General features: G+C 71.3%; 24 protein-coding genes. 12 read left to right on the top strand and 12 right to left on the bottom strand.

Translation table 11 applies throughout. The features are described from left to right. Positions 1 to 114 precede the first annotated feature (114 nt). Both xylA and ACHBTE_RS10910 read left to right on the top strand, forming a co-directional pair. Positions 115 to 1,281, top strand: a complete 1,167-nt coding sequence (gene xylA, locus ACHBTE_RS10915; protein ID WP_394723455.1) for a xylose isomerase — start codon at positions 115 to 117, stop codon at positions 1,279 to 1,281. Between the two features lie 411 nt (positions 1,282 to 1,692). Next, entirely contained in the window at positions 1,693 to 1,926 is a 234-nt protein-coding gene (locus ACHBTE_RS10910) for a hypothetical protein (protein WP_394723453.1), read from the top strand. A gap of 65 nt (positions 1,927 to 1,991) precedes the next feature. Here ACHBTE_RS10910 and ACHBTE_RS10905 read toward each other — a convergent pair whose 3' ends face one another. Together ACHBTE_RS10905 and ACHBTE_RS10900 are read right to left on the bottom strand one after the other, a co-directional pair. Next, positions 1,992 to 3,287: an SWF or SNF family helicase gene (locus tag ACHBTE_RS10905; RefSeq protein WP_394723451.1), complete on the bottom strand. Its 1,296-nt coding sequence runs from the start codon at positions 3,285 to 3,287 to the stop codon at positions 1,992 to 1,994. Beyond that, positions 3,287 to 6,136, bottom strand: a complete 2,850-nt coding sequence (locus tag ACHBTE_RS10900; RefSeq protein ID WP_394723450.1) for a DEAD/DEAH box helicase — start codon at positions 6,134 to 6,136, stop codon at positions 3,287 to 3,289. The genes ACHBTE_RS10905 and ACHBTE_RS10900 overlap by 1 nt, the downstream gene beginning before the upstream one ends. 290 nt (positions 6,137 to 6,426) lie before the next feature. Here ACHBTE_RS10900 and ACHBTE_RS10895 point away from each other — a divergent pair, with 290 nt between their 5' ends. Continuing rightward, positions 6,427 to 6,609 (top strand): hypothetical protein, encoded by a 183-nt coding sequence (locus tag ACHBTE_RS10895; RefSeq protein WP_394723448.1) that lies wholly within the window; start codon positions 6,427 to 6,429, stop codon positions 6,607 to 6,609. Between the two features lie 3 nt (positions 6,610 to 6,612). Here ACHBTE_RS10895 and ACHBTE_RS10890 read toward each other — a convergent pair whose 3' ends face one another. The 4 genes from ACHBTE_RS10890 to ACHBTE_RS10875 form a co-directional block, all read right to left on the bottom strand. Next, positions 6,613 to 8,007: a tannase/feruloyl esterase family alpha/beta hydrolase gene (locus tag ACHBTE_RS10890; RefSeq protein WP_394723447.1), complete on the bottom strand. Its 1,395-nt coding sequence runs from the start codon at positions 8,005 to 8,007 to the stop codon at positions 6,613 to 6,615. 301 nt (positions 8,008 to 8,308) lie between these two features. Then, positions 8,309 to 9,217 carry a hypothetical protein gene (locus ACHBTE_RS10885; RefSeq protein WP_394723446.1) on the bottom strand — a complete coding sequence of 303 codons (909 nt, stop codon included), beginning with the start codon at positions 9,215 to 9,217 and terminating at the stop codon, positions 8,309 to 8,311. 136 nt (positions 9,218 to 9,353) lie between these two features. Beyond that, complete coding sequence (locus tag ACHBTE_RS10880) at positions 9,354 to 9,650, bottom strand: hypothetical protein (RefSeq protein ID WP_394723445.1); 297 nt, start codon at positions 9,648 to 9,650, stop codon at positions 9,354 to 9,356. Positions 9,651 to 9,834: 184 nt separating this feature from the next. Beyond that, on the bottom strand, positions 9,835 to 10,359 hold the full coding sequence (locus ACHBTE_RS10875) for a PadR family transcriptional regulator (protein WP_394723444.1): 525 nt from the start codon (positions 10,357 to 10,359) through the stop codon (positions 9,835 to 9,837). Positions 10,360 to 10,510: 151 nt separating this feature from the next. Between ACHBTE_RS10875 and ACHBTE_RS10870 the strand changes: the two genes are divergently transcribed. Beyond that, the gene (locus tag ACHBTE_RS10870) at positions 10,511 to 11,266 is read left to right on the top strand and encodes an alpha/beta fold hydrolase (protein WP_394723442.1); all 756 of its coding nucleotides are present in this window, start codon (positions 10,511 to 10,513) and stop codon (positions 11,264 to 11,266) included. 3 nt (positions 11,267 to 11,269) lie between these two features. On the opposite strand, the gene ACHBTE_RS10865 is transcribed toward ACHBTE_RS10870, so the two are convergent. Beyond that, a complete protein-coding gene (locus tag ACHBTE_RS10865) occupies positions 11,270 to 11,869 on the bottom strand; it encodes a class I SAM-dependent methyltransferase (protein ID WP_394723441.1) in 600 nt (199 codons plus the stop codon). 152 nt (positions 11,870 to 12,021) lie between these two features. Here ACHBTE_RS10865 and ACHBTE_RS10860 point away from each other — a divergent pair, with 152 nt between their 5' ends. The 5 genes from ACHBTE_RS10860 (at position 12,022) to ACHBTE_RS10840 (ending at position 16,892) form a co-directional block, all read left to right on the top strand. Then, positions 12,022 to 12,795 carry an MHYT domain-containing protein gene (locus tag ACHBTE_RS10860; protein WP_394723439.1) on the top strand — a complete coding sequence of 258 codons (774 nt, stop codon included), beginning with the start codon at positions 12,022 to 12,024 and terminating at the stop codon, positions 12,793 to 12,795. Positions 12,796 to 12,862: 67 nt separating this feature from the next. Beyond that, on the top strand, positions 12,863 to 15,385 hold the full coding sequence (locus ACHBTE_RS10855) for a nitrate- and nitrite sensing domain-containing protein (RefSeq protein ID WP_394723437.1): 2,523 nt from the start codon (positions 12,863 to 12,865) through the stop codon (positions 15,383 to 15,385). After that, a complete protein-coding gene (locus tag ACHBTE_RS10850) occupies positions 15,382 to 15,819 on the top strand; it encodes a roadblock/LC7 domain-containing protein (RefSeq protein WP_394723435.1) in 438 nt (145 codons plus the stop codon). The genes ACHBTE_RS10855 and ACHBTE_RS10850 overlap by 4 nt, the downstream gene beginning before the upstream one ends. Before the next feature lie 22 nt (positions 15,820 to 15,841). Then, complete coding sequence (locus tag ACHBTE_RS10845) at positions 15,842 to 16,255, top strand: DUF742 domain-containing protein (protein WP_394723434.1); 414 nt, start codon at positions 15,842 to 15,844, stop codon at positions 16,253 to 16,255. Between the two features lie 31 nt (positions 16,256 to 16,286). After that, on the top strand, positions 16,287 to 16,892 hold the full coding sequence (locus ACHBTE_RS10840) for an ATP/GTP-binding protein (protein WP_394723432.1): 606 nt from the start codon (positions 16,287 to 16,289) through the stop codon (positions 16,890 to 16,892). Positions 16,893 to 16,943: 51 nt separating this feature from the next. On the opposite strand, the gene ACHBTE_RS10835 is transcribed toward ACHBTE_RS10840, so the two are convergent. Beyond that, positions 16,944 to 17,372 carry a PPOX class F420-dependent oxidoreductase gene (locus tag ACHBTE_RS10835; protein WP_394723430.1) on the bottom strand — a complete coding sequence of 143 codons (429 nt, stop codon included), beginning with the start codon at positions 17,370 to 17,372 and terminating at the stop codon, positions 16,944 to 16,946. A gap of 95 nt (positions 17,373 to 17,467) precedes the next feature. Between ACHBTE_RS10835 and ACHBTE_RS10830 the strand changes: the two genes are divergently transcribed. Then, a complete protein-coding gene (locus tag ACHBTE_RS10830) occupies positions 17,468 to 17,881 on the top strand; it encodes a roadblock/LC7 domain-containing protein (protein ID WP_394723429.1) in 414 nt (137 codons plus the stop codon). 126 nt (positions 17,882 to 18,007) lie between these two features. Then, the gene (locus ACHBTE_RS10825) at positions 18,008 to 18,919 is read left to right on the top strand and encodes a DUF6397 family protein (protein ID WP_394723427.1); all 912 of its coding nucleotides are present in this window, start codon (positions 18,008 to 18,010) and stop codon (positions 18,917 to 18,919) included. On the opposite strand, the gene ACHBTE_RS10820 is transcribed toward ACHBTE_RS10825, so the two are convergent. Next, positions 18,906 to 19,775, bottom strand: coding sequence for an acyl-CoA thioesterase (locus ACHBTE_RS10820; protein WP_394723426.1), 870 nt, complete (start codon positions 19,773 to 19,775; stop codon positions 18,906 to 18,908). The two genes, ACHBTE_RS10825 and ACHBTE_RS10820, sit on opposite strands and share 14 nt — an antisense overlap. A 19-nt stretch (positions 19,776 to 19,794) precedes the next feature. Then, complete coding sequence (locus ACHBTE_RS10815; protein ID WP_394723425.1) at positions 19,795 to 22,308, bottom strand: DUF3516 domain-containing protein; 2,514 nt, start codon at positions 22,306 to 22,308, stop codon at positions 19,795 to 19,797. A gap of 145 nt (positions 22,309 to 22,453) precedes the next feature. Here ACHBTE_RS10815 and ACHBTE_RS10810 point away from each other — a divergent pair, with 145 nt between their 5' ends. Then, complete coding sequence (locus ACHBTE_RS10810) at positions 22,454 to 23,248, top strand: metal-dependent hydrolase (protein ID WP_394723423.1); 795 nt, start codon at positions 22,454 to 22,456, stop codon at positions 23,246 to 23,248. Between the two features lie 77 nt (positions 23,249 to 23,325). Here the strand turns inward: ACHBTE_RS10810 and ACHBTE_RS10805 are convergent, their stop codons facing one another. Continuing rightward, entirely contained in the window at positions 23,326 to 23,589 is a 264-nt protein-coding gene (locus ACHBTE_RS10805; RefSeq protein ID WP_394723421.1) for a type B 50S ribosomal protein L31, read from the bottom strand. A gap of 84 nt (positions 23,590 to 23,673) precedes the next feature. After that, complete coding sequence (locus tag ACHBTE_RS10800) at positions 23,674 to 24,144, bottom strand: DUF5709 domain-containing protein (RefSeq protein WP_394723420.1); 471 nt, start codon at positions 24,142 to 24,144, stop codon at positions 23,674 to 23,676. Positions 24,145 to 24,486: the final 342 nt, after the last annotated feature.

Here is a 24,486-nt window from a genome sequence, read left to right as displayed (position 1 = left end):
GGGGACATCTTGTCCCTTCCCCGTGACGCGTCCGCATACTAATTTGTAAAGTGCCATGACGAAATAGTCGTGGCGAGTCGCAGAAGCAGTCGTCCGCAAGCAAGGAGCCGCGGCATGAGCTACCAGCCCACCCCCGAGGACAGGTTCACGTTCGGCCTGTGGACCGTCGGCTGGCAGGGACGGGACCCCTTCGGCGACGCCACCCGCCGTGCCCTCGACCCGGTCGAGTCGGTGCAGCGCCTGGCCGAGCTCGGCGCCCACGGCGTCACGTTCCACGACGACGACCTGATCCCCTTCGGATCCTCGGACAGCGAGCGCGAGTCGCACATCAAGCGCTTCCGTGAGGCCCTCGACGCGACCGGCATGAAGGTGCCGATGGCGACGACCAACCTCTTCACCCACCCCGTCTTCAAGGACGGCGCGTTCACCGCCAACGACCGCGACGTGCGCCGTTACGCCCTGCGCAAGACGATCCGCAACATCGACCTCGCGGTCGAGCTGGGCGCGCAGACGTACGTCGCCTGGGGTGGCCGCGAGGGCGCCGAGTCCGGCGCCGCCAAGGACGTGCGCGTGGCTCTCGACCGCATGAAGGAGGCTTTCGACCTGCTCGGCGAGTACGTCACCTCCCAGGGCTACGACCTGAGGTTCGCGATCGAGCCCAAGCCGAACGAGCCGCGCGGCGACATCCTGCTGCCCACCGTCGGCCACGCGCTGGCGTTCATCGAGCGCCTGGAGCGCCCCGAGCTGTACGGCGTCAACCCCGAGGTCGGCCACGAGCAGATGGCGGGGCTCAACTTCCCGCACGGCATCGCGCAGGCGCTCTGGGCGGGCAAGCTCTTCCACATCGACCTCAACGGCCAGTCCGGCATCAAGTACGACCAGGACCTGCGCTTCGGCGCGGGCGACCTGCGCGCCGCGTTCTGGCTGGTCGACCTCTTGGAGAGCGCCGGTTACACGGGGCCCCGCCACTTCGACTTCAAGCCGCCGCGGACCGAGGACCTCGACGGAGTGTGGGCGTCGGCCGCGGGCTGTATGCGCAACTACCTCATCCTGAAGGAGCGTTCGACCGCCTTCCGCGCAGACCCGGAGGTCCAGGATGCCCTGCGCGCCTCTCGCCTGGACGAGCTCGCACTGCCTACGGCGGCGGACGGCCTGAAGTCGCTGCTCGCGGACCGCACCGCCTTCGAGGAGTTCGACGTCGAGGCGTCCGCCGCGCGCGGGATGGCCTTCGAGCGTCTCGACCAGCTGGCGATGGACCACCTGCTGGGCGCTCGCGGCTGAGCCCACGCACGCGTGCACCGCTCTCACGGCCGGCCGCGTGTGGACCGCCCAAATGTTCCGGAACCGTGCGGTCCCTGGCATGAGCCCGAATCAACTCCCGTAAACGGCTCGCGCCCCGGCCGGTCCGAGGCGAACCTTGAAGGCATGGCCATGCCGCCCGTACCGCCTCAGCCGCCAGGACCGCCGGGTGACACGCCGCCTTCGGGCGGTGGGTACGGACCGCCCCCCGACGGCTTCGGCAGCGGGCAGGGCGGCCATGGGCCCCCGCCTGCGAACAGCGGCCCACCCACGTACGGGGATTGGCCGCCGGATCCGCCAGGCGGAGCCGGTGGACCAGGGCGGCGGCGCAATCCTCTCCTCATCCTGCTGGCCGCGATCGTGGCGGTGGGCGCCGTCGTGACCGTGGTGCTGATGGCGTCGGGAAGCGACGACTCGCGCGACGAGAGACCACCCGCCGAGACCGGCACGAGCGGCTCACCCGAGCCGTCCCTCAGTGTCCCGACCGAGCTGCCCAGCAGCCTGCCGAGCAATCTGCCGAGCGACCTGCCGACAGCACTGCCGTCCGTTTTCCCGACCGACCTCCCCAGCGGCTTTCCGAGCGGTCTCGAATCGCTGCTTCCCTCACTGGAGGGCGAACTGCCGTAGCCGGATCCCGCCGACGGGACGGTGCCTGTGGGCCCGTACCGGCCCACAGGCCCGCCACGCCGGTCCTACGACTGCCCCGCCGTCGTCGTGAACTGAGCCGACGCCAGCGCCGTCGCAGGATCGAGCGCAGGGCCCCCTGCGGGCACCCAGCGGCCACGCTCCTTGCGGTACGGCCACCAGCGTCCGTCCCGCCCCAGGCGCAGTTGGAGGGGCGCACCGACGACTGTCCACCGGTTGCCCTTCGCCCGCAGCGAGGGCCGTTCGCCCTCGTCCCAGGCCGACTCCAGCGCGGCACGCGCGCGTGCGAGCGTTTCCCCCTCGACGGTCCACTCCTCGTCGAGCACGAAGAGCGCGGCGACACCCCCGAGGTGCCAGGCCCGTACGGCCGTCGCCAGCCCCTCCCGGCCGCGCCCGGACCCGTCGACCAACCGCTCCGTCACCTCCGCACAGGGCGCACCGGCAGCGAGGCGCACGGCGTCCTGCGCCGGCGTCAACTCCGTGCCAGGACTCGAGGGAGCCTGAGTTCCCGGATCGGAGCGCAGGGCTTCGGCAAGCAGGCGATGCGCCTCCACGGCGGTCCTGGCGGCCAGGAACTCCAGCGCGGCTGCGTCGACGCCGGGTCCCGGCGGCGTTTCGGTGTCCAGGGACGGCGGCGCGCCAGGCTCGGCGGACAGCTCGGGCAGGGCGGGCAGCGGCGGCAGGATGTCGCCGGTCGCGTACGCCTCCAAGGCGTCCACGCCCTGCGGGCCGGGCGTCGTGGACTCCGCGGCCGGCGTTGGGTGGGGCGCGGTGCTACGGGCCTGAAGGTCGTCCAGGAGGTCGCGCTCTCCCCGTCCGCGCATCAGCAGCAGGACGAACGGATCCTGGTCCAGGAGCCGAGCCAGCTGGTAGCAGAGGGCCGCGGTGTGAGCGCAGTGGTCCCATGCGCCACAACCGCACTCGGGCTCCAGATCACCCATGCCCGGCAGCAGTTCTATGCCCATGGTGGCCGCGTCCTCCACCAGGTGCGGCGGCACCTCGCGGTCCAGCAGCGCCGCGACATGCCCTGCCCGCTCGACGGTCATGTCCAGGAAGCGGTCCCACTGTTCCGTGGACAACTCCTCCAGCAGCACGTCGGCCCGGTGTGCCGTACGGTCACGGCCCTGTACGACGGCGGTGATGCGTCCCGGGCGCACCGACACCGCGCCGGCCGCGCCCGCGCGCGCCAATCTGCGGCCGGCCTTGAGCTGTTCGGAGTCCAGTGCCGTCTCCTCCAGCGCCTTCAGCCAGGCCTGGCCCCACCAGGTCCGCGCGAACCCGCGGCCCTGCGCGGGCGGCAGCGCCGCGAACGTGCGCTCCATGTCACCCTCGTGCCCAGTCATCACGCGCCCCCTCGCAGTTCCACCAGATCGGCCAGCTCCGCGTCCGTCAGCTCCGTCACCGCCGCCTCACCGGCGCCGAGCACCGCGTCGGCCAGCTCCCGTTTGCGGCTCAGCATGACGGCGATACGGTCCTCGATGGTGCCCTCGGCGATTAGCCGGTGCACCTGAACGGGCCGGGACTGACCGATGCGATGGGCACGGTCGGTGGCCTGCGCCTCGACGGCGGGGTTCCACCACCGGTCGTAGTGCACGACGTGTTCCGCGCGGGTGAGGTTGAGACCGGTGCCCGCGGCCTTCAACGACAGCAGGAACACCGGGACTTCACCGTCCTGGAAGCGCCGGACCAGGGCCTCCCGCTCCGCCACGGGCGTTCCGCCGTGCAAGAACTGCGAGGGTACGCCGCGAGCCGCCAGGTGCTGCTCGATGAGGCGCCCCATGCGCACGTACTGAGTGAAGACCAGTGCGCTCGCGCCCCCGGAGAGGATGGTGTCGAGCAGCTCGTCCAACAACTCCAGCTTCCCCGAGCGCCCGCCGATCCTCGGGCGCTCCTCCTTGAGGAACTGCGCCGGGTGATTGCAGATCTGCTTCAGGCCGGTCAGGAGCTTCACGATCAGACCGCGGCGCGCCATGCTGTCGGCGCCGGCGATCTCCGCGAGCGTCTCGCGGACCACGGCCTCGTACAGACCCGCCTGCTCCACGGTCAGCGACACGGCACGATCGGTCTCCGTCTTCGGCGGCAGCTCCGGTGCGATCCCCGGGTCCGACTTGCGTCGGCGCAGCAGGAACGGCCGTACGAGCCGGGCGAGGCGCTCGGCGGCGGCCGGGTCCTGGCCGCTCTCCACGGCCTGCGCGTAGCGCGTGCGGAAGGTGCCGAGCCTGCCCAGCAGGCCTGGGGTCGTCCAGTCGAGGATCGCCCACAGCTCCGACAGGTTGTTCTCGACCGGGGTGCCGGTGAGCGCCACACGCGCGCGTGCACCGATCGAGCGCAGCTCCCGCGCGGTAGCCGAGTACGGGTTCTTCACATGCTGGGCCTCGTCCGCGACGACCATGCCCCACGGCACCTCGCCGAGCCTGCGCGCGTCCAGGCGCATCGTGCCGTACGTCGTCAGCACGAACTCGCCGTCCGCCACGCCGTCCAGGTCGCGGCGGGCCCCGTGGAATCGACGCACGCGCGTGCCGGGCGCGAACTTCTCGATCTCCCGCTGCCAGTTCCCCATCAGGGACGTCGGGCACACCACCAGCGTCGGCCCTGCGGACGCGGTGTCGGACTGGCGGTGCAGATGCAGCGCGATGAGCGTGATCGTCTTGCCGAGACCCATGTCGTCGGCCAGGCAGCAGCCCAGGCCCAGGGAGGTCATCCGGGCCAGCCAGCTCAGTCCCCGGCGCTGATAGTCCCGGAGTGTGGCCGCGAGAGCCGCCGGCTGAACGACCGGCTCCTGCCCCTCGGGGTCCGCGAGCCGCTCCCGCAGTGCTGCCAGCCAGCCCGTGGGCCGGACCTCGACCTGGCGGCCGTCCACCTCGGTGGAGCCCGTCAGGGCGGCGCGCAGCGCGTCGATGGGCGTCACCTTGTGGTCCTGCTGCGCGCGGGCGCGGCGCACCTCCCGCGGATCGACGAGGACCCACTGGTCGCGCAGGCGCACCATGGGGCGGTTGGACTCGGCGAGACGGTCCAGTTCGGCACGCGTGAGCCGCTGGTCGCCCAGCGCGAACGACCAGTTGAAGGCCAGCAGCGCGTCGGCGGACAGGAACGACGGTGTGTCCGACGTGACACGGCCGGGCGCGGACTCGTCGTCCGGTGGGCCGATCACCGCGCGGGCGGTCAGCTTTCGGGTCGCCTCCTTGGGCCAGTGCACGTCGACACCCGCGCCGGCGAGGACCTGGGCGCCCTCCCCGAGGAGGTCGGTCACCTCGTCGTCGGCGAGTTCCACGGCGTTCGGGACCGCCGCCGACAGCAACGGCGTGAGCGGACTCCACGCGCGCGCCGCCCGGCGAAGTGCCAGCAGGGCGCCCATCCGCGCGCGTGGACCGAAGGTCCCGGATCCCGCCCACACGTCACCGGCGTCCGCGACCAGCGTCGGATCGCTCACGCTGTGGACCTGGAGGACGGCCCGGAAGCGCAGCGCCGCGTCGTCCTGCGTTGCAGCGGCCAGGCCGGGGACCTCGAGCCGCAGGGAGAGCCGTACGCCCGCGTCGTGGCCCGCGGCGACATCGGCGGCCCAGGCGCGCTGCCCGGGCATGGGCTGTGGCTCCTGGGCCGCATAGGCGGGCCCGCCGGTCACGAGCGCGGCGGCGGGGGAGCGAGGCAACGCGTCGGCCACCGCGTCGAGGAAGGCCCGCAGCAGCCGCTCCGGTTCCGGCAGCCTCGAGGGCTCGACGTCCTCCAGCGGCACGGCGTGCGCTTCGGGCGGCATGGCGGCGGCGAGATCCCGGATGTGGTCGACGTCCTCCGGCCGCAGGGGGCCGATGCGCCAGGCGTCGTGATCGCTCGCCGAGAGGCCGGGCAGGAGCGCGCCGCGTGCCACGAGTTGCAGGGCCAGCACGGTCGCCGCGCCCCAGAAGACGGCAGCTCGGTGTCCCCGAGTGCGCACATGCGCGCGGGTGAGCACGGACAAGGCGTCACGCACCGGGAGCACGACGGCCGGCACGCTCACCTGCGCGACACCGCCCTCGGCGGGAACAGCGACGGTCACATCCTCGAAGGAACCGGGCACGGCGAGCGGGACGGCGCCGCCATCGGCTCGCCAGAAGGCGATCCGGCCGGTGCGGGCCGGGTCACCAGGGAGGAAGACGGCGCAACAGGATGACAGTTCGGAGATCTCGGACGGTGTTGCCTCGGGAAGCCTCGGCACAGCTCTGTAGCACTCCTCAAATTTGACTACCCAGGTCGGGCTGCCCGAGGGTACAGGATGGCGACGGCAAACCAGGCACGGCTGGACCATGATCTGGGTCACTTATCGGGCGGGGCGGGTATCTCCCTTCTGCGGAGCCGGCAAGCGGCCACGGGTCGGCTGCACCGGCGCTCCGTGACCACTAGGGGCCGCACCTCAGGGTCGTCTCAGGGGCGGGGCTCGGAACCGCTGGAAGCGCGGGCCCGTTTCCAAGACAGAGAGCGGCAGTGGCCGCGAAGGAGGCGACGCACATGTCGAAGAACGCGAAGATCGCTGCGGGAGGTGTGGCGGCCGGCCTCATCCTGCTGATCTGGCTGCCCTGGTGGGCGGCGCTCCTGATAATCCTGGGAGTCCCGGCCGCCGCCTACCTCACGCTCGACCCGTCCCAGCGGCGCAGGCTGCGCCGCGTGTCACGCAAGGAGCTCGGTCGCTGACCCTCACCCGGCGTCCGGTGCGACCGGGGCGGACAGAGCGCAGGAATTCAGCACATCGCCGTTCGCGGGCCTGCCGACGGTACGGTCCGCGGGCGGCCGAGTGCCTCGCTCCACCCAGGACACCAGCGCGTCGAAGGCTGACCGGTAGCAGGGCAGGATCGGGCGAAGCCGGTCCGGGTGGCTGTCGTACAGCCCGTCGACGTGCGTGCCGCCCGCGATCGTGAAGTAGCGGTGCAGCGGACCCCGGCCGCGCGCGTCGATCATGCGGGCGTAGACGTCCGAGTCGGCCGCCTTCGGCAGCAGTGCGTCCAGATCGCCGTGCAACGTGATCAGCGGTCTGCCGATACGCCCGGTGAGCGCGACGCGTGCCACCGCGCGATGCACGGACGCCGGACGCGAGGCGTAGTCGTACGTCGCGTCGGACGAGCACGGCGCCAGGACCTGTTCCGGCGTGGTCCCGGCAGTCGGGCCGGGGCAGCCGGGGTCGAACGCGGGGTCGAACTCGGCGCGGTAGATCTTCTGCGTGACTCCCCAATAGGCCTTCTCGTGGTACGGCCACAGGAACTCGGAGCCGCGCGCGAAGCCGACCGCGTACAGATCCTCGTCCCGGGCCGAACCGAGCACACGCCCTACCGCGGTGGGCAAGGAAGTGAGGAGGTTGGGGCCGCGCGCGGTCCACAGGGCGCCCTCCCAGTCCACACCGCCGTCGTACAGCTCCGGATGGTTCTCCAACTGCCAGCGGGTGAGGTAGCCGCCATTGGAGATGCCGGTCATGTAGGTGCGGCGAGGCAGGTGGCCGTAGCGCTGGGCGACCGCCTCGCGGGCGGCCCGGGTGAGCTGGGTCGTCCGTGCGTTCCACTCGGCGACCGCGTCTCCGGGCCGCCTGCCGTCGCGATGGAAATCGGCGCCGTTGTTCCCCTTGTCGGTCGCGGCGTAGGCGTAGCCCGACGCGAGCACCTGATCGGAGATCGCTGTGTCCGTCGCGTACTGCCTGCGGGTGCCGGGAACCCCGGTGACGACCAGTCCACCGTTCCACCGGTCCGGCAACCGGATCACGAACTGTGCGTCGTGGCGCCAGCCGTGCGTGGCGTTGAAGCGGGAGGAGTCCGGGAAGTAGCCGTCGATCTGGACCCCGGGCACGCCGGCCGGTGTCCAGGTGCCGCGCGCCGTCAGCCCGGCCTGGTCGGCCATGTCGGTGTAGGGCGTACCGGCGAGTCCCGTCGTCGTCAGATCCGGGAGGCAGGCGCTGCGCTGGTGGGCCGCGCCGGGCACCCGCACATGTTCCTGACCGGCGCAGTGGTGCGAGCCGACGGGCGTGGCCGAGGCCGGAGGAGGCCAGCTGATGGCACCCGCCAGCAGTGCGGCGGCAACGAGGGGAACTGATCGGGGCAGGCGCACGACGGCCTCCTGGAGGCGGGAGACGGGACAGCGAGGAGCACCGCGTGGAATGCGGCGTCGCGAAAGCTGCCTCATCGTGCGGGCGCGGCTCCCCGACTGAAATGGGTCGGGGCCACATGGAACGCCTTCGCCGAATGGGGCGACGGGACAGGAGTGCTGCGTCACAGGGCTGCGCTCGCCGTCGCGGGACGGCGAGCGCATGGGCCCACCTGATCGGCGTGGCTGCGGAGCGGAACGACGCTCAGAGCCTCCGCGTGCAGCGGGCCCGCGTCGCCTGGGGGCGTCCCTGCGCGTGTGCGACTCAGCTGGGACGTACGGCTATCTTGTCGAGGGCCTCCAGCAGCCCGGGCAGCTCCGGTCCCCGGCCCACCGGCAGGACCTCGCCGGGTTCGTCGTCGAGGAGCACGAAGGCAATGTCGTCGGTCCTGGCGACCAGCGACCAGCCGGGACCGTCTGCGCGCAGGGTCCGCGCGTCGCCTGAGGCGAACGACGAGCGGACGCGGCCGAGGGGCGGCGGGGACTCCACGTATGCGCGTGCCTCGGCCAGGACGCGCCGGACACCGCTGTGGCCCCCCGGGCCCCGCCCCTGCTCGCTTCCGTCGCCGCCCTCGTCGTCTGCGTCTCCGCCGTCGCCTGCGCCTTGGCCCCTGCTCGCGTTCTCGTCCGCGCCGTCGGCAGCGGTGTCCGATCCGGCGCCCGGTGTTGCGAAGTCGGCGTCGTCGATCTGATCCCGCCAGGTCGCCCACTGCAAGGCGATCTCGTCGGCGCCCAGGCGCCGCTGAGCCGGGCCCCACACGCTCGTGTCCGGCGGCGTCAGCGGCGGACCATCGGAAATCTCCGGGTCGGGATCATGTGGCAGCGGCACATTGGGGGCGGCGACGGCGACCGCGAGCGGCCATCCCGGCAGCGCCGCCACGACCGTGCGCTCGTCCGGCGACAGGTCGTACTCCATGCCGCAGTCCCAGGAGGCGATGGCGACGGCCACCAGCGAGACGTCGTCGATGACGACCGTCCACCGGGCGCCGTCGCCGTCCTGGCCGAGCACCAGGCCGTACCCGTCGGCGAGCGGTGCGAGGCCGAGCGCCGCGCACGCCTCCGGATAGTCGTCGCCCAGCACGCTCGGGAACTTCGCCGGCGTCAGCAGCACCGCCGTGAGCACGTAGAGCGCATCGTCCGCGGCGGCGACGGCCTCCTCGTCCGTCCCTGCCATCCCAGCCTCCCCATCGGTTCGTCCATCGGCGCGCACCCTAGTGCGCCCGGAAGCCGCTTGTCACGACTACCAGAGCCACCCGGAGCTGCTGTTTTCCGACCGACGGGGGCGAATCGACCGCGATTTGCCCACAGGCTCAGGCCACCGGCAGTCCGAGCAGCGAGCGGGCCACGGTCTGCGGCGACTCGTCGCGCTCCCGGGCAAGCACGACCACGGCCCGGCAGGCCAGCTCACTCACCCCGAACGACAGCGCCTCCGGGGACACCCAGCCGGCGGCCTCGTCGAGCTGCTCCTGGTCGTCCTCAGCGCGCGCCGACACATACACGGCGGCGGCCTCGAACAGATTGTGGGTGCGCTTGTCCTTGCCGGAGTCGGCCTCCGTACGCAGCGAACGAAGTAATCTCGCACCCGCCTCGCGCAGCCTGCCCCACATGCTGACCACCTTCCCCCTCGTGGCTGAACTTGCTGATCACCATCTTCCCTCAACCAACCTAAAGTTGAAGCTGCGGCGACAGAAGGGGGCAACGCGGTAAAGCGCTTCGGGTGGCTCGCACAGATCGGGCAAGGCGCACCCGCACCCGCGCCCGCGCAGTTGAGCACGTGCGCACGGCGCCGCGTCAGCCGTCGAGTGCGGCGACCGTCTCGCGAAGCCAGGTGAGTTCCGCCCGCGACGTGGCCCGCGCGATGGTCAGGATGCCGCTGCGGAACGGGTCGTCCAGCTCCTCGGCGCGCAGCGGCCGGTCACCGTCGTAGAAGAAGCTGGCGGGCTCCTCCAGGAAGGCCAGCCGACGCCTCAGTACGGCGGACTGAGCGGTCGCGTCGTCCAGGTGGCGCAGGAAGGCGAGCACGGTGAACCACCTGTTCTCATCGCTGATGTCGCGCGGTTCCGGCTCGGCGAGCCGACGGCGCAGTTCCCCGCGCCCCGCTTCGGTGAGCGTCAGGACGTGACGTGGTGCCGCCACCGATCCGGGCTCCGTGGCCCGGGCCAGCAAGCCCGCCTTCTCCAGCCGCTTGATCGCGGGGTACAGCGTGCTCTCCGCGACCGGCTTCACGTGGCCTGTCAGTGCCGTGATGCGTTTGCGCAGCTCATAGCCGTGGAGCGGGGTGTCGTACAGGAATCCGAGGATGGTGAGCTCCAGCATGCCCACATTCTCGCTCAGCCGCTGTACATCTGAACGCTAATACATCGGTCTGGCAATACCTCGTTACGGAGGTATATGGTCCTCACGTCGACGGAGGGCCGGCCGTCCGACGATCAGCATTCAAGGCGCAGCGGGACCAGAGGGGGACGGGATGAGGCAGGCCGAGTTCGACAGCGAGGGCAGCTGCATCCGCTGGACGGAGACTCCGGGAGAGGAGCCCGCCCGGGTGTATGTGCACGGGCTGGGCGCGGCCTCCTCCGTGTACCACGCCCATATCGCGGCCCGGCCCGAACTCGCGGGCCGGCGAAGCCTGTTCGTCGACCTGCCGGGGCACGGCATCAGTGACCGGCCCAAGGACTTCGGGTACCGGCTGCAGGACCACGCCGACGCCCTCGCGGTGGCACTGGACGCGGCGGGGCTCAGCGGCGCCGAACTGATCGCGCACAGCATGGGCGGCTCCGTCGCCATCGTGCTCGCCCACCGTCGGCCCGACCTCGTCTCCCGGCTGATCGTCACCGAGGCCAACCTCGACGCCTCGCCGCCGCCCGCGGCGGGGAGCGCGTGGATCACGGTCTACGAGGAGGAGGAGTTCGTCGGCGGCGCCTACGCGCGCGTGCTGGACGCCGTCGGGCCCCTGTGGGCGTCGACCATGCGTCTGGCGGACCCGCGGGCCCTGTATCGCAGCGCCACATGGCTGAGGCGTGGCTCCGACCCGATCATGCGCGACATCCTTGAAGCGCTGCCGATGGACCGCGTGTTCCTCCAGGGCGAGCTCACCGGCGAACTCGCGGGCGCAGCAACCCTGGAGGCCGCTGGCGTGCGTGTGGTGACCGTGCCCGGCGCCGGCCACAACATCATGTTCGACAACCCCGATGCCTTCGTGGCCGCGGTCGCCGGGCAGGACTGAGCGTCAGGACTCGCGCACGGCCAGCGCGAGGAAGCGTTCGTCCTCGTCGACGTACGACGTCATGCGCCAACCGGAACCGGCCAGCAGCGGACGGAGGTTGGGCTCGGCCCGCAGATCGTCCGGAGTGATCTGCCGGCCCTGGCGTGCGGCGAGTGCCGCCCTGCCGATCGGGTGGAACAGCGCGAGCGTGCCGCCGGGGCGCACCACGCGCGCCAACTCCTCGAGGTTCTCCGCAGGGCGCGGCAGGTGTGCGATGAGGCCGGCCGCGAACACGGCGTCGAGCGACTGCGACCGCAGCGGCAGTGCGGCCACGTCGGCGAGCAGCACCTGCCCGTCCGCGCCCCGTCCGGCCCGTACGGCGGCCTCCAGCATGGCCGGGGTCAGATCGGCCCCCAGGACCACTCCCGACGGCCCCACGGCGGCACGCAGGGGCGGCAGGGCGCGTCCGGTGCCGCAGCCGGCGTCCAGCACGCGGTCCCCCTCGCGCAGCCCGAGTCGGGCTGCGGCAGCCGCGTAGGCGGGACCGTCGTCGGGGAAACGGCTGTCCCAGTCGGCGGCGCGGGCGGTGAAGAACTCCTGGACACGTGTGTGGTCGTCGCTCATGTTCCGCATGATCCCTCACCGGCACGGATGACGTCGCTGTGCACACGTTCGAGCGTGACGCGATCGCACCGGTGCATCACTACGTCATATTCCAGCAGCTTTCGAAATGCGCCCCTGTTGTGCGCCCATGCCCCGGCTAGCGTCCCGAGGCCATGGGACACCTGGACCACGCCGCCCTGGGGGGGCTGACCCCCGTGCTGTCGTACGCGATGGCCTGCACAGGCGCCGCGCTGGGACTGCGCTGCACCGTGCGCGCGCTCGGCGCCACCGGCCGGTCGCGCCGCAACTGGCTCGTCACCGCGGCCTCCGCGATCGGCACCGGCATCTGGACCATGCACTTCGTGGCCATGCTGGGCTTCAGCGTCAGCGGCACCGACATCCGCTACGACGTTCCGCTCACCATCGTGAGCCTCCTTGTCGCCATGGCCGTCGTCTGCGGCGGCGTCTTCGCCGTCGGCTACAGCCGCGACCGGACCCGTGCGCTCTTCCTCGGCGGGCTCACCACCGGGCTCGGCGTGGCGAGCATGCACTACCTGGGCATGGCCGCCGTCCGACTGCACGGCGACGTCACCTACGACCCCGCGCTGGTCGGCCTCTCCGTCCTGATCGCCGTCGTCGCGGCGACCGCGGCCCTATGGGCTGCGCTCAACAGCAAGTCGCCCGTCGCCGTCACCGTCGCGTCCCTGATCATGGGCGCGGCGGTCAGCAGCATGCACTACACCGGGATGTTCGCGGTCGGCGTGCAGGTCACGCCCTCCGGCGCCGTCCTGCCCGGGGCCACGGCGATGCAGTTCATCTTCCCCCTCGCCGTCGGCCTTGGGTCCTACCTCTTCCTGACCTCGGCCTTCGTCGCACTGTCGCCCACGACGGGGGAGCGGGCGGCTTCCGCGTCGGCCCAGCGGCCGGTGGAGGGCGCCGCCGGCTGACGGCGCGCCTTCCCGGCCGGTGAACGTCCGGGAAGCACGCCCCGAACCACTTCCGAGCGAGGAGGCCATGCGTACACCCCGTAGGACCACCGCAACCGGCGCCCAGATGCCGTCCCCGCCCCTCGTGCGAGGCCGTCGCGCCCATGCCGGGCCGCCGGCCGACGAGGGGCCGGAGGAGCCCGCGGCCCCAGCGCCGGACGCACCGCCCGCGCGCGCGGAACGCCGCCACATGCGACCGCGCACCGTCCGAGCCAAGATCGTCTGCCTGCTGATGGTGCCGGTCGTGTCGCTCCTGGCCCTGTGGGCCTTCGCCACCGTCAGCACCGCACAGGACGTCTCCAGGCTGCGCCAGTTGCAGCGCGTCGACTCCGGCATCAGGGCGCCGGTCGCCGCCGCCGTCGCCGCGCTCCAGTCCGAACGCGCAGCCGCGGTGCGCTACGCGGCCCACCCCTCCGCGGTGCGGGGCGGCGACTACGAGACGCTTGCGCAGGGCACGGACAGGGCTGTGGCCCGACTGCGGCTCGGCGACGGCAACACGGTCGCCGACGGCGAGGAACTCCCCGCCGGTGTGGCCCGGCGGCTGGACGCCTTCGTCACCGGTGCCGAGCAGCTCAGCACCCTGAGAACCGCCGTGCTCGAGCACCGGGCGGGCTGGGACGAGGCGTACGGGCGCTATACGAGCACCATCGCGACCGCGTTCTCGGTGGGCGGCGCGCTGAGCGGCATCCAGGACGCCGAGGTCGGATCCGACGCACGTGTGCTGCTCGAATTCGCCCGCGCGGGCGAGGCGTTGGCCCAGGAGAACGCGGTGCTGGACAGCGCACGGCTCGCCGGGCGGCTCGACGGCGAGCGGCTGCGGCTGTTCACCGGCGCCATCGGCACCCGCCGTACCCTCACCGAGTCCGCCGTCGCCGACCTGCGGGGGCCCGAACACGCGGCCTGGCAGCGACTCGCCGACGGCAGCGCCTACGCGACCCTGTCCACCGCGGAGGACAAGATCCTCGCCACCGCCCCGGGCACACGGGCCATCGACGCCGTGGCCGAATCCACCTGGAGCACGGCACACGCGCGCGTGCAGAGCGGCATGCGGGCGATCGAGCTGGACGCCGGGCGGGATGTGGCCGAGCGCGCCGACCCCTTCACACGCGGCCTGCTCACCCCGGCAGGCGCCGCGGTCCTCTTCGGCCTCGCCGCCGTGGCCGCCTCTCTTGTGATCTCCGTACGCATCGGCCGCGGCCTCGTCGTCGAGTTGGTCAGCCTGCGCAACAGCGCCCTGGAGATCGCACGGCGCAAGCTCCCCGAGGCCATGCGCAAGCTGCGCTCCGGTGAGGAGATCGACGTCCGGGCCGAAGCGCCCCCCGGGCCGCGGGCCGAGGACGAGACCGGCCAGGTCGGCGAAGCCCTGGGCATCGTCCACCGTGCCGCCCTGCGTGCCGCCGTGGAGCGCGCCGAGCTCGCCAGCGGGATCTCCGGAGTCTTCGTCAACCTCGCCCGGCGCAGCCAGGTCCTCGTGCACCGCCAACTCAGCCTGCTGGACAGCATGGAGCGGCGTTCCGACGACCCGAACGAACTGAGCGACCTCTTCCGGCTCGACCACCTCACCACGCGCATGCGCCGCCATGCCGAGAGCCTGATCATCCTCTCCGGAGCGGCGCCCGGCCGTGCCTGGCGCACGCCGGTCTCCCTGACCAATGTGGTGCGCGCGGCCGTATCGGAAGTAGAGGACTACGCGCGCGTGGAGGTGCGGCAGCTCCCCGAGGCGGCCGTCATCGGTGCGGCCGTCGCCGACCTCACCCATCTGCTGGCCGAGCTCGTCGAGAACGGCGCCCAGTTCTCGCCGCCGCACACGCGCGTGCGCGTCACAGGCGAGCCCGTCGGCAACGGCTACGCCGTCGAGGTCGAGGACCGCGGCCTGGGCATGGGCAAGGAGACCCTTGTCGAGGCCAACCGGCGCATCGAACAGTCCGAGGCGCTCGACCTGTTCGACAGCGACCGGCTCGGCCTCTTCGTGGTCAGCCGGCTCGCCGCCCGGCACGGCATCAAGGTGCACCTGCGCACCTCGCCCTACGGCGGCACCACGGCCGTCATCCTGCTGCCCACCGCCCTGCTGCACAACGCCACGGCGGAACGTTCCGCCGACGGCACGGCGATCCCCGAACAGCCCACCGAACGCGACTACGCGCGCGTGCCCGCCGCCGAGCGGCACCAGGAACCCGTCCACGCGGTCGCCGACCGGCCCGCCCTCGTGGCTCCCGTGCCGGCCGCGGCCAGGACCACGACCGACACCCCACCTCCCGGAGTCACCACCTTGCGCCTGCACCGCCCCCCGGACGACTCCGAAGCCTCCGACGACCTGCCACGCCGCGTACGGCAGGCGTCCCTCGCACCTCAACTCCGCGAGGGACGACCCGAGGAGCCCTCGGGAACCGCCGCCTCCCAGGACGACGACCGGCGCACCCCTGAGCTCGTCAGGGACCGCATGGCGGCATACCGGGACGGCTGGGCGCGCGGCGGCGGCAGGCGACCCGGTCGCGGCCCCACCCCCGATTCCACCGCGCGCAGCGACAGCAGCGAAGGAGACCTTGCATGATCCCGGATCCGAGCATGAGGGCCGCCCAGCGGTCCGGCGAACTCGACTGGCTGCTGGACGACCTGGTGCTGCGGGTACGCGAGGTGCGGCACGCCGTGGTGCTGTCCAACGACGGCCTCGCCGTAGGAGCCTCGTCCGACCTCCGCCGTGAGGACGCCGAACACCTCGCCGCCGTCGCCTCCGGATTCCACAGCCTGGCCAAGGGCGCGGGCCGGCACTTCGGCGCCGGCGGCGTGCGACAGACCATGGTCGAGATGGATGAGGCATTCCTGTTCGTCGCCGCCGCGGGCGACGGCTCCTGCCTCGCCTTGCTCACCGCCGTGACCGCCGACATCGGACTCGTGGCGTACGAGATGGCCCGCCTGGTCAAACGCGTCGGCGAGCATCTCTACACACCGCCGCGCGCCACGGCACGACCGCCCGCCGCGAGATGAGCCGGAAAGGCGGTCCGCGCTCATGACCGAGGACACGGCGGACGCCCCGCGCGAGCAGGGCAGTCAGTGGTACGACAGCGAGGCGGGGCCACTGGTCCGCCCGTACGCCATGACGGGCGGACGTACGAGACCCGGCCCCACCGGGGTGCGTTTCGACCTGATCGCCCTCGTCACCCTGGACGCCGCGGCCTCAGGTGCCGACGACGGCGCCGCGCTCGGCCCGGAACACCGGGCCCTCGTCGAGCTGTGCCGTACGGAGACGCAGTCGGTCGCGGAACTCGCCGCGGGAGCCGATCTGCCCGTGGGGGTCGTCAGGGTGCTCCTCGGCGACCTCCTGGAACTGGGCCGCGTCACGGTCAGCCGTCCGGTACCGCCCGCACAGCTTCCCGACGAACGGATCCTGCGCGAAGTGATCGAAGGACTGCGGGCTCTGTAGTTGACATTCCAGATCCAGAGAGAAGTGATCGATGGTCTCCGAGCACCCCGACGCATCCGGCGGCGACACGTCCGCCCTGGCGTTGAAGATACTTGTCGCCGGCGGGTTCGGCGTGGGCAAGACCACCCTGGTGGGCGCGGTCAGTGAGATCCGGCCGCTGCGCACCGAGGAACTGCTGAGTGAGGCAGGGCAGTTGGTCGACGACACGGACGGCGTGGACCAGAAGGTCACCACGACCGTCGCCATGGACTTCGGCCGCATCACCATCCGCTCCGGCCTGTCGCTCTACCTCTTCGGCACCCCGGGCCAGGACCGCTTCTGGTTCCTCTGGGACGAGCTGTCTCAGGGCGCCCTCGGCGCGGTGGTCCTCGCCGACACCCGGCGCCTGGAGGACTGCTTCCCCGCAGTGGACTACTTCGAGCACCGGCACATCCCGTTCGTCGTGGCCGTCAACTGTTTCGCGGGGGCCAGGACGTACGGCGCACAGGACGTCTCACGCGCACTCGACCTGGACCGCGGCACACCGGTGGTGCTCTGCGACGCCCGGGACCGCGACTCGGGCAAGGAGGTGCTGATCCGGCTCGTCGAGTACGCCGGGCGTATGCACACCGCCCGGCTGCTCGACTCCGTGGGCTGACCGGTTTTCGACTACCGCCGACATCCTGCGCCAACCGCGCCCGGACCGCTCTCAGTCCGCGACGCCGCTCTCCGCCAGCACCTTCTCGATTCTGACGCGGACGAGGAGTTCACCCGGAACGCCGTTGCGGGCCCCGAACTCCTCCGCGCGCTCCTCACCCATGTACCGGGCCCCGATACGTCCGGCCCAGTGCCTCAACTCCGCCAGATCCTCAGAGACCCGGGCGCGACCCCGCACAACCACGAAGGCGTACGGCGGCCGGTCGTCGTCCACGCACAGGGCCACCCGGCCGTCACGGACGAGACTGCGCCCCTTCACACTCGACTTGCCGGTGTTGAACACCACCTCGTCCCCGTCGAGCACGAACCAGATCGGCGTGACATGCGGACTGCCGTCGGCCCGGACGAGCGACAGTTTTCCGGTGCGTGTGCCGTGCGAGACGAACGCCCGCCATTCCTCATCGGTCATCTTCTTCGCCATGCCTCCATCCTCCTTGCCCACGGCCGGATCGTCGGGAAGGGTGACGAAGAGATCCTCCTGCGCAGGGGGAGACATCTACACGGGGAGAACGGACCATGGCGCAGAACCAGGGACTTGGCTGGTTGCTCGACGACCTGACCAAGCGCGTCGATCATGTGCGGCATGCGTTGGTGTTGTCCAACGACGGTCTTGTGACCGGGGCGAGTACGGGACTGCGACGCGAGGACGCTGAGCATCTCGCCGCCGTCTCGTCCGGACTGCACAGCCTGGCCAAGGGGTCGGGACGACACTTCGGCGCGGGCGGGGTACGCCAGACGATGGTGGAGTTCGACGACGCGGTGCTGTTCGTCACCGCGGCCGGCACCGGAAGCTGCCTGTGCGTGCTCAGCGGCGCGGAAGTCGACATCGGGCAGATCGCCTACGAGATGACCCTGCTCGTCAACCGGGTCGGCGAACACCTCGACGTGGACGCCCGCCGGCCCGAAAGGGCACCTCTCAGGGAACTCTGACCTGCTGATTCTTCAGCCCCGGTGGAGTTATCCACAGGCTCGTCGCGCGATACGCCGGACCGGCTACGGTTTTGTCACGGCGAGCGCACTCAGCGTGAGCGACTGACTCCACGGGGGAGATCGACCATGACGGGCGACACCATCACCAAGCCGCACCAGCCTTCCTGCACACTCAGCCGCGCGGCACGCGAACTGGGACTGAAGCGGGGCGAGTTGGACCTGGCGATCCACCTCGGGCTCGTTCGGACCGTGCCCGACGAAGGCGGCGGAGGCCGGCGCGTCCCCAGCTCCGAGATCGATCGGGTCGGTGCGAGCACCGGCTTCCCCGCCTCGTTGCAGGAGAGGGTGAAAGTCGCGGGCACATCGGAGGGTGCCGGCCTCATGAAGGTGCCCGTCGGCCGCTTCACACGGCTCGCACGCCTCGGGCTGGTGACGCCGGTGAAGTGGTACCTGAACCGCTACCGGGCCCTGGTCTGGCTCTATCTGGCCGAGGAGCTGAAGCAGTTCGCCGCCGACGAACGGAACGCCGCACTGCTCAACGCCCGTCGCATGCCCGAGGAACTGCGCCGCATCCTGGACACAGGCGTGGATCTGCGTCCGCGCAACTGGCGCGGACGGCATCGGGGATTCCTGCTGCGTCAAGCCGAGGGCCCGTGGGAGAGCGCCGGGGTGCTGGCCGCGTTCCTCGATCCCGTGCAGATCGCGGAGATCGTGCCCGACCCGTATGACCGCTCGCATCTCAACCGCTTCCGGCCGGAACCACCCGCGGCCGGGGCACCGGGCTCGCCCGCCGCGCACATCGCCGAGAGGATCATGACGGCGGACGACCCGGACGAGATCGGTCTGCTGCGGGCCGACCTCATGGGGGTGCTGGAGGAGGCGCGCGAGTGGCGGCCCGCGCCGCGCCCCACAGCGCACCGGTTCCCGGCCCCCGCCCATCCGGCACTGCCCGGATCGCCCGGGCCGCGGGAGCCGGCAGCGTCACGAGGGCTGCTGGGATGGCTGCGGCGCAGAAGCCCCAGGGTCACAGCGCCCTGAACAGCCCCTCCTGCACGACCGACACCAGCAGCCGGCCCTCCAGGTCGTAGATCCGCCCACGGGCGAGGCCCCGCCCGCCCGTCGCGATCGGTGACTCCTGGTCGTACAGGAACCACTCGTCCGCGCGGAAGGGCCGGTGGAACCACATGGCGTGGTCCAGCGACGCCATGTCGAAGCCCCGAGGACCCCACAGCGGTTCCACCGGGATGCGGACGGCGTCCAGAAGGGTCATGTCGCTGGCGTAGGTGAGCGCGCAGGTGTGCACGAGCGGATCGTCACCCAGCGGCCCCACCGCGCGCATCCACACCGCGCTGCGCGGCTCGGCGCCCTCGACCTCGTCCTTGGACCAGCGCAGCCGGTCGACATAGCGGATGTCGAACGGCTGCCGCCGGGCCATCCGCTCCAACTGCTCGGGCAGTGCCCCGAGATGCTCCCGGATCTCATCGGTCACCGTCGGCAGCGATTCCGGGTCCGGAATCTTGCGGGCCGGCGGCAGCTGATGCTCGAAGCTCCCCTGTTCAGGTTTGTGGAAGGAGGCGGTGAGATTGAAGATCGTGCGGCCCTGCTGCACCGCGGTGACCCGGCGCGTCGTGAACGACCTGCCGTCCCGCACCCGTTCGACCTGGTACACGATCGGCACCCCCGGCCGTCCCGGGCGCAGGAAGTACGCGTGCAGCGAGTGCACGGGACGCTCGCCGTCGGTGGTGCGCCCGGCGGCGACCAGCGCCTGGCCGGCCACCTGGCCGCCGAAGACCCGTTGCAGGGACTCCTGCGGGCTGCGGCCACGGAAGATGTTGACCTCGATCTGCTCCAGGTCGAGCAGGTCGACGAGTCTCTCGGCCGGGTTCGTCGTCATGGGTGGGCTTCTCCTGTGCTCACAGCTGGCCTACGTCGGTGACACGGACCACCGCGCGGCCCTCCGCATCGGAGGCGGCGAGGTCGATCTCCGCGCTGATGCCCCAGTCATGGTCGCCGTTCGGGTCGTCGAAGATCTGGCGGACCCGCCACAGCCGGTTCGCCGGCTCCTCCTCGATCACCAGAAGCTTGGGACCACGGGCGTTCGGGCCGGTACCGAGGTCGTCGTACTCGTCCCAGTACTTGTCCATGGCCTCGCCCCAGGCGTCGGCGTCCCAGCCGGCTTCGGCGTCCAACTCGCCCAGCTCCTCGACCTGGTCGAGCGCGGCGAGTTCGACACGACGGAACATGGCGTTGCGGACGAGGACGCGGAAGGCACGCGCGTTGGTCGTGACCGGCTTGACCTCGTCGGCCTTCTCCTGGGCCTCCTCGGCGGTCATCTCCTCCGGGTTGGCGAGCTGCTCCCACTCGTCGAGCAGGCTGGAGTCGACCTGGCGCACCATCTCACCGAGCCACTCGATCAGATCCTGAAGGTCCTCGGACTTCAGATCGTCGGGGATGTTGTGGTCGAGGGTCTTGAAGGCGCCGGCGAGGTAGCGCAGCACGATGCCCTCGGTGCGGGCCAGCTCGTAGAAGGACACCAGCTCCGTGAAGGACATGGCCCGTTCGTACATGTCACGGATCACGGACTTCGGCGACAGCGGATGGTCGCCGACCCAGGGGTGGCTCTTGCGGTACGTGTTGTACGCGTGGAAGAGCAGCTCCTCCAGGGGCTTCGGGTACGTGATGTCCTGGAGGCGCTCCATGCGCTCCTCGTACTCGACGCCGTCCGCCTTCATCGCGGCGACGGCCTCGCCCTTCGCCTTGTTCTGCTGGGCGACGAGGATCTGCCGCGGGTCGTCCAGGGTGGACTCGACGACGGACACCATGTCCAGGGCGTAGGAAGGCGACTCCGGGTCCAGCAGTTCGAACGCGGCCAGGGCGAAGGTGGACAGCGGCTGGTTGAGCGCGAAGTCCTGCTGGAGGTCCACGGTGAGACGGACGATACGGCCGGTGGCGTCCGGCTCGTCGAGCTTCTCGACGATGCCGCCGTCCAGCAGCGAGCGGTAGATCGCGATCGCGCGCCGGATGTGCCGCAGCTGCTGCTTGCGCGGCTCGTGGTTGTCCTCAAGCAGATGCCGCATCGCCTCGAATGCGTTGCCGGGGCGGGCGATCACCGACAGCAGCATGGTGTGCGTCACCCGGAAGCGGGACGTCAGCGGCTCCGGCTCGGAGGCGATGAGCTTCTCGAAGGTGTTCTCCGTCCAGCCGACGAACCCCTCGGGTGCCTTCTTGCGAACGACCTTGCGACGCTTCTTCGGGTCGTCGCCGGCCTTCGCCAGTGCCTTCTCGTTCTCGATGACGTGCTCGGGAGCCTGCGCCACGACGAAGCCCGCCGTGTCGAATCCGGCCCGCCCGGCCCGCCCGGCGATCTGGTGGAACTCGCGGGCGCGCAGCGTACGGACACGGCTGCCGTCGTACTTGGTCAGTGCCGTGAACAGCACTGTACGAATGGGGACGTTGACGCCCACGCCGAGCGTGTCCGTGCCACAGATGACCTTCAGCAGTCCGGCCTGGGCGAGCTTCTCCACCAGGCGGCGGTACTTCGGCAGCATGCCGGCGTGATGGACACCGATGCCGTGCCGCACGTAACGGGAGAGATTGCGGCCGAACTTGGTGGTGAACCGGAAGTTGCCGATCAGCTCGGCGATCTGGTCCTTCTCCTCGCGCGAGCACATGTTGATGCTCATCAGCGCCTGCGCCCGCTCCACGGCCTGCGCCTGTGTGAAGTGCACGATGTAGACCGGCGCCTGCCTGGTCTCCAGCAGTTCGGTGAGCGTCTCGGTGAGTGGGGTGAGCCGGTAGTCGTAGGAGAGCGGCACGGGGCGGGTCGCCGAGCGGACCACCGACGTGGGGCGGCCGGTGCGCCGGGTGAGGTCCTTCTCGAACATCGAGACGTCGCCGAGCGTCGCCGACATCAGGATGAACTGCGCCTGGGGCAGCTCCAGAATGGGGATCTGCCAGGCCCAGCCCCGGTCCCCCTCCGCGTAGAAGTGGAACTCGTCCATCACGACCTGACCGACGTCCGCGTTCTTGCCGTCGCGCAGCGCGATCGACGCGAGGACCTCGGCGGTGCAGCAGATGACGGGGGCGTCGGCGTTGACGGAGGCGTCGCCGGTCAGCATGCCGACGTTCTCCGTGCCGAAGAGCTTGCAGAGCTCGAAGAACTTCTCCGAGACGAGGGCCTTGATCGGAGCGGTGTAGAAGGTGACCTCGTCCCGGGCCAGGGCGGCGAAATGGGCGCCCGCGGCGATCATGCTCTTCCCGGAGCCGGTGGGCGTCGAGACGATCACATTCGCGCCGGAGACCACCTCGATCAGCGCCTCCTCCTGGTGGGAGTAGAGAGTGAGGCCCCGCTCGTCGGCCCAGGACTCGAAGGCTTCGTAGAGGGCGTCGGGATCGGCGGTCGTCGGCAGATGATCGATGAGGGTCACCCACCCATCTTGCCTGGCCTTGTCGCCCATGGGGGAATCGGCTGCGGGCACGAAGATCGCGAACGCTACGCTGTGTCGCCGACGGCAGGTCGACGAACCGGGTCAACTGGACAGCGGCACACGAGGAATGGGGCGGGCAACGGCGATGATGGGACCAGCACACTCACTGTCGGGGGCCGCCGCCTGGCTCGGCGTGGGAGCGGCCACCGCTGCTGCCGGTCACGGAATGCCCTGGCCTGTCCTGCTTTCCGGTGCGTTGATCTGTGCCGGCGCGGCCCTCGCCCCGGACCTCGATCACAAGGCGGCGACCATCTCGCGGGCGTTCGGTCCGCTGTCGCGCTGGCTCTGCGAGATCGTCGACAAGTTGTCGTACGCCGTCTACAAGGCGACGAAGAAGCAGGGCGACCCGCGTCGCTCCGGCGGACACCGCACGCTCACGCACACCTGGGTGTGGGCGGTCCTGATCGGCGGGGGTGCCTCCGTCCTGGCGATCACCGGGGGCCGTTGGGCGGTGCTGGCGATCCTCTTCGCACACCTGGTGCTGGCCATCGAGGGCCTGCTGTGGCGTGCGACCCGTGGCGCCAGCGCCGATGTCCTGGTGTGGCTGCTCGCCGCGACCAGCTCATGGATCCTCGCCGGCGTCCTGGACAAGCCGGGCAACGGCTCGGACTGGCTGTTCACGGCGCCGGGCCAGGAGTATCTGTGGCTGGGGCTGCCGATCGTCCTGGGCGCGCTGGTGCACGACATCGGGGACGCGTTGACGGTGTCCGGGTGCCCGATCCTGTGGCCGATTCCGGTGGGCCGCAAGCGCTGGTACCCGATAGGGCCGCCCAAGGCCATGCGGTTCCGGGCGGGCAGCTGGGTCGAGCTGAAGGTGCTGATGCCGGTGTTCATGGTGCTCGGCGGACTGGGCTGCGCGGCGGCACTCAACGTCATCTGAGCCGGCGGGGGCGTTCGCTGAGCGGGCGGGGACGTCCGGGTCCCGGCAGGCTCCGGGGGCCGGACGTGACAGCCCGGTCAGTCGCCCTGGCCGCCCGCTCCACCGCGGTAGCGGCGCTCGAAAGCGGCGACGCGGCCCTCGGAGTCCACCGTGCGGGCCTTGCCGGTGTAGAAGGGGTGGCTCTCCGAGGAGATCTCGACATCCACGACGGGATAGGTCTCGCCGTCGTCCCACTCGATGGTCTGGTCGCTGCTCGCAGTGGACCGGGTGAGGAACGCGTAGCCGGCGGCGCGGTCGCGGAAGACGACCGGGCGGTAGTCGGGGTGCTTGTCCTGCTGCATGCGAACTCCTCCTGTCACGGCACGGACGAGTACCGAAGGCATGGGACGCAAGGCGCGCGAACCGCATCGCGCCGGGCCGTGCGGTCAGCCGGACAGCGCGTCCTCGTCGACGATGTGCACGGCGGCCTCCTCGGCGGACGCGGCGGCGCCGTCGATGCCCACGTCCGTCGCGACGAGCGCGCTCTCCTCGTCCTCGTGAGCCCCTTCGTCGGGCGCGACCAGGCGGCCCGAGCGCATGGCGCCGACCTCGTTGTCGAGGAGCTCCCCGTCGGTGCCCTCGGCGTCGCCGAGGCCGTCGCCGTCGGGGGGAATCGTGTCGGGCAGCTCCTCGGCGAGCCGTTGGTCGAGGGTCTCGCCCTGGTGCCGCTCGGCGGCCGTGACCCCGGTGTGCTCCACCGCCCATGGTCGCTCCGGAGGGGACCAGCCCCGGTCCAGGGGGTCGTCGACGCCGTCGTTCTCCAGAGTGTCCTCCGCGTCGAGCAGCCCCGTGTCCTCGCGTTGATCGTCCGCGTCGGGCTGGTAGACGTCGTCCCCCCATCCGTCGGCGCTGTTCACGGGTACCTCCAGGTGCTGGGGACGGGCCCGTACTCACCGCGGAAGGCGGGCCGCCGCGATGCGGGGGCACAGGCCGCACCCGGCTTCGATCGCATGCTTCCCGGGTGCTCCCCGAACCGGTGCCGCTTTCCAGCCTTCCACCCCTCTTCGCCCCGGCGCAACGGCACGGGGCCGGACCGGAGCGACGGCAGGGGTGCGCAGGTGCCGCGGGGGCGGTTCAGGGCCGTGGGCGCGGGCAGGCAGGAGGTCGCGGCAGAGGCCGGCGAGGGGCGTCAGCGGCAGGGGCACGCCACGGCGCCGCGGACTGGACCACCGGCTTCTGCACGACGGGCAGGGACGCGC

The organism is Streptomyces sp. M41 (genome assembly GCF_043673425.1).
Taxonomy (GTDB): domain Bacteria; phylum Actinomycetota; class Actinomycetes; order Streptomycetales; family Streptomycetaceae; genus Streptomyces.
The sequence above is the reverse complement of the archived record's forward strand: the minus strand, read 5'-3'. Positions and strand labels throughout refer to the sequence as shown.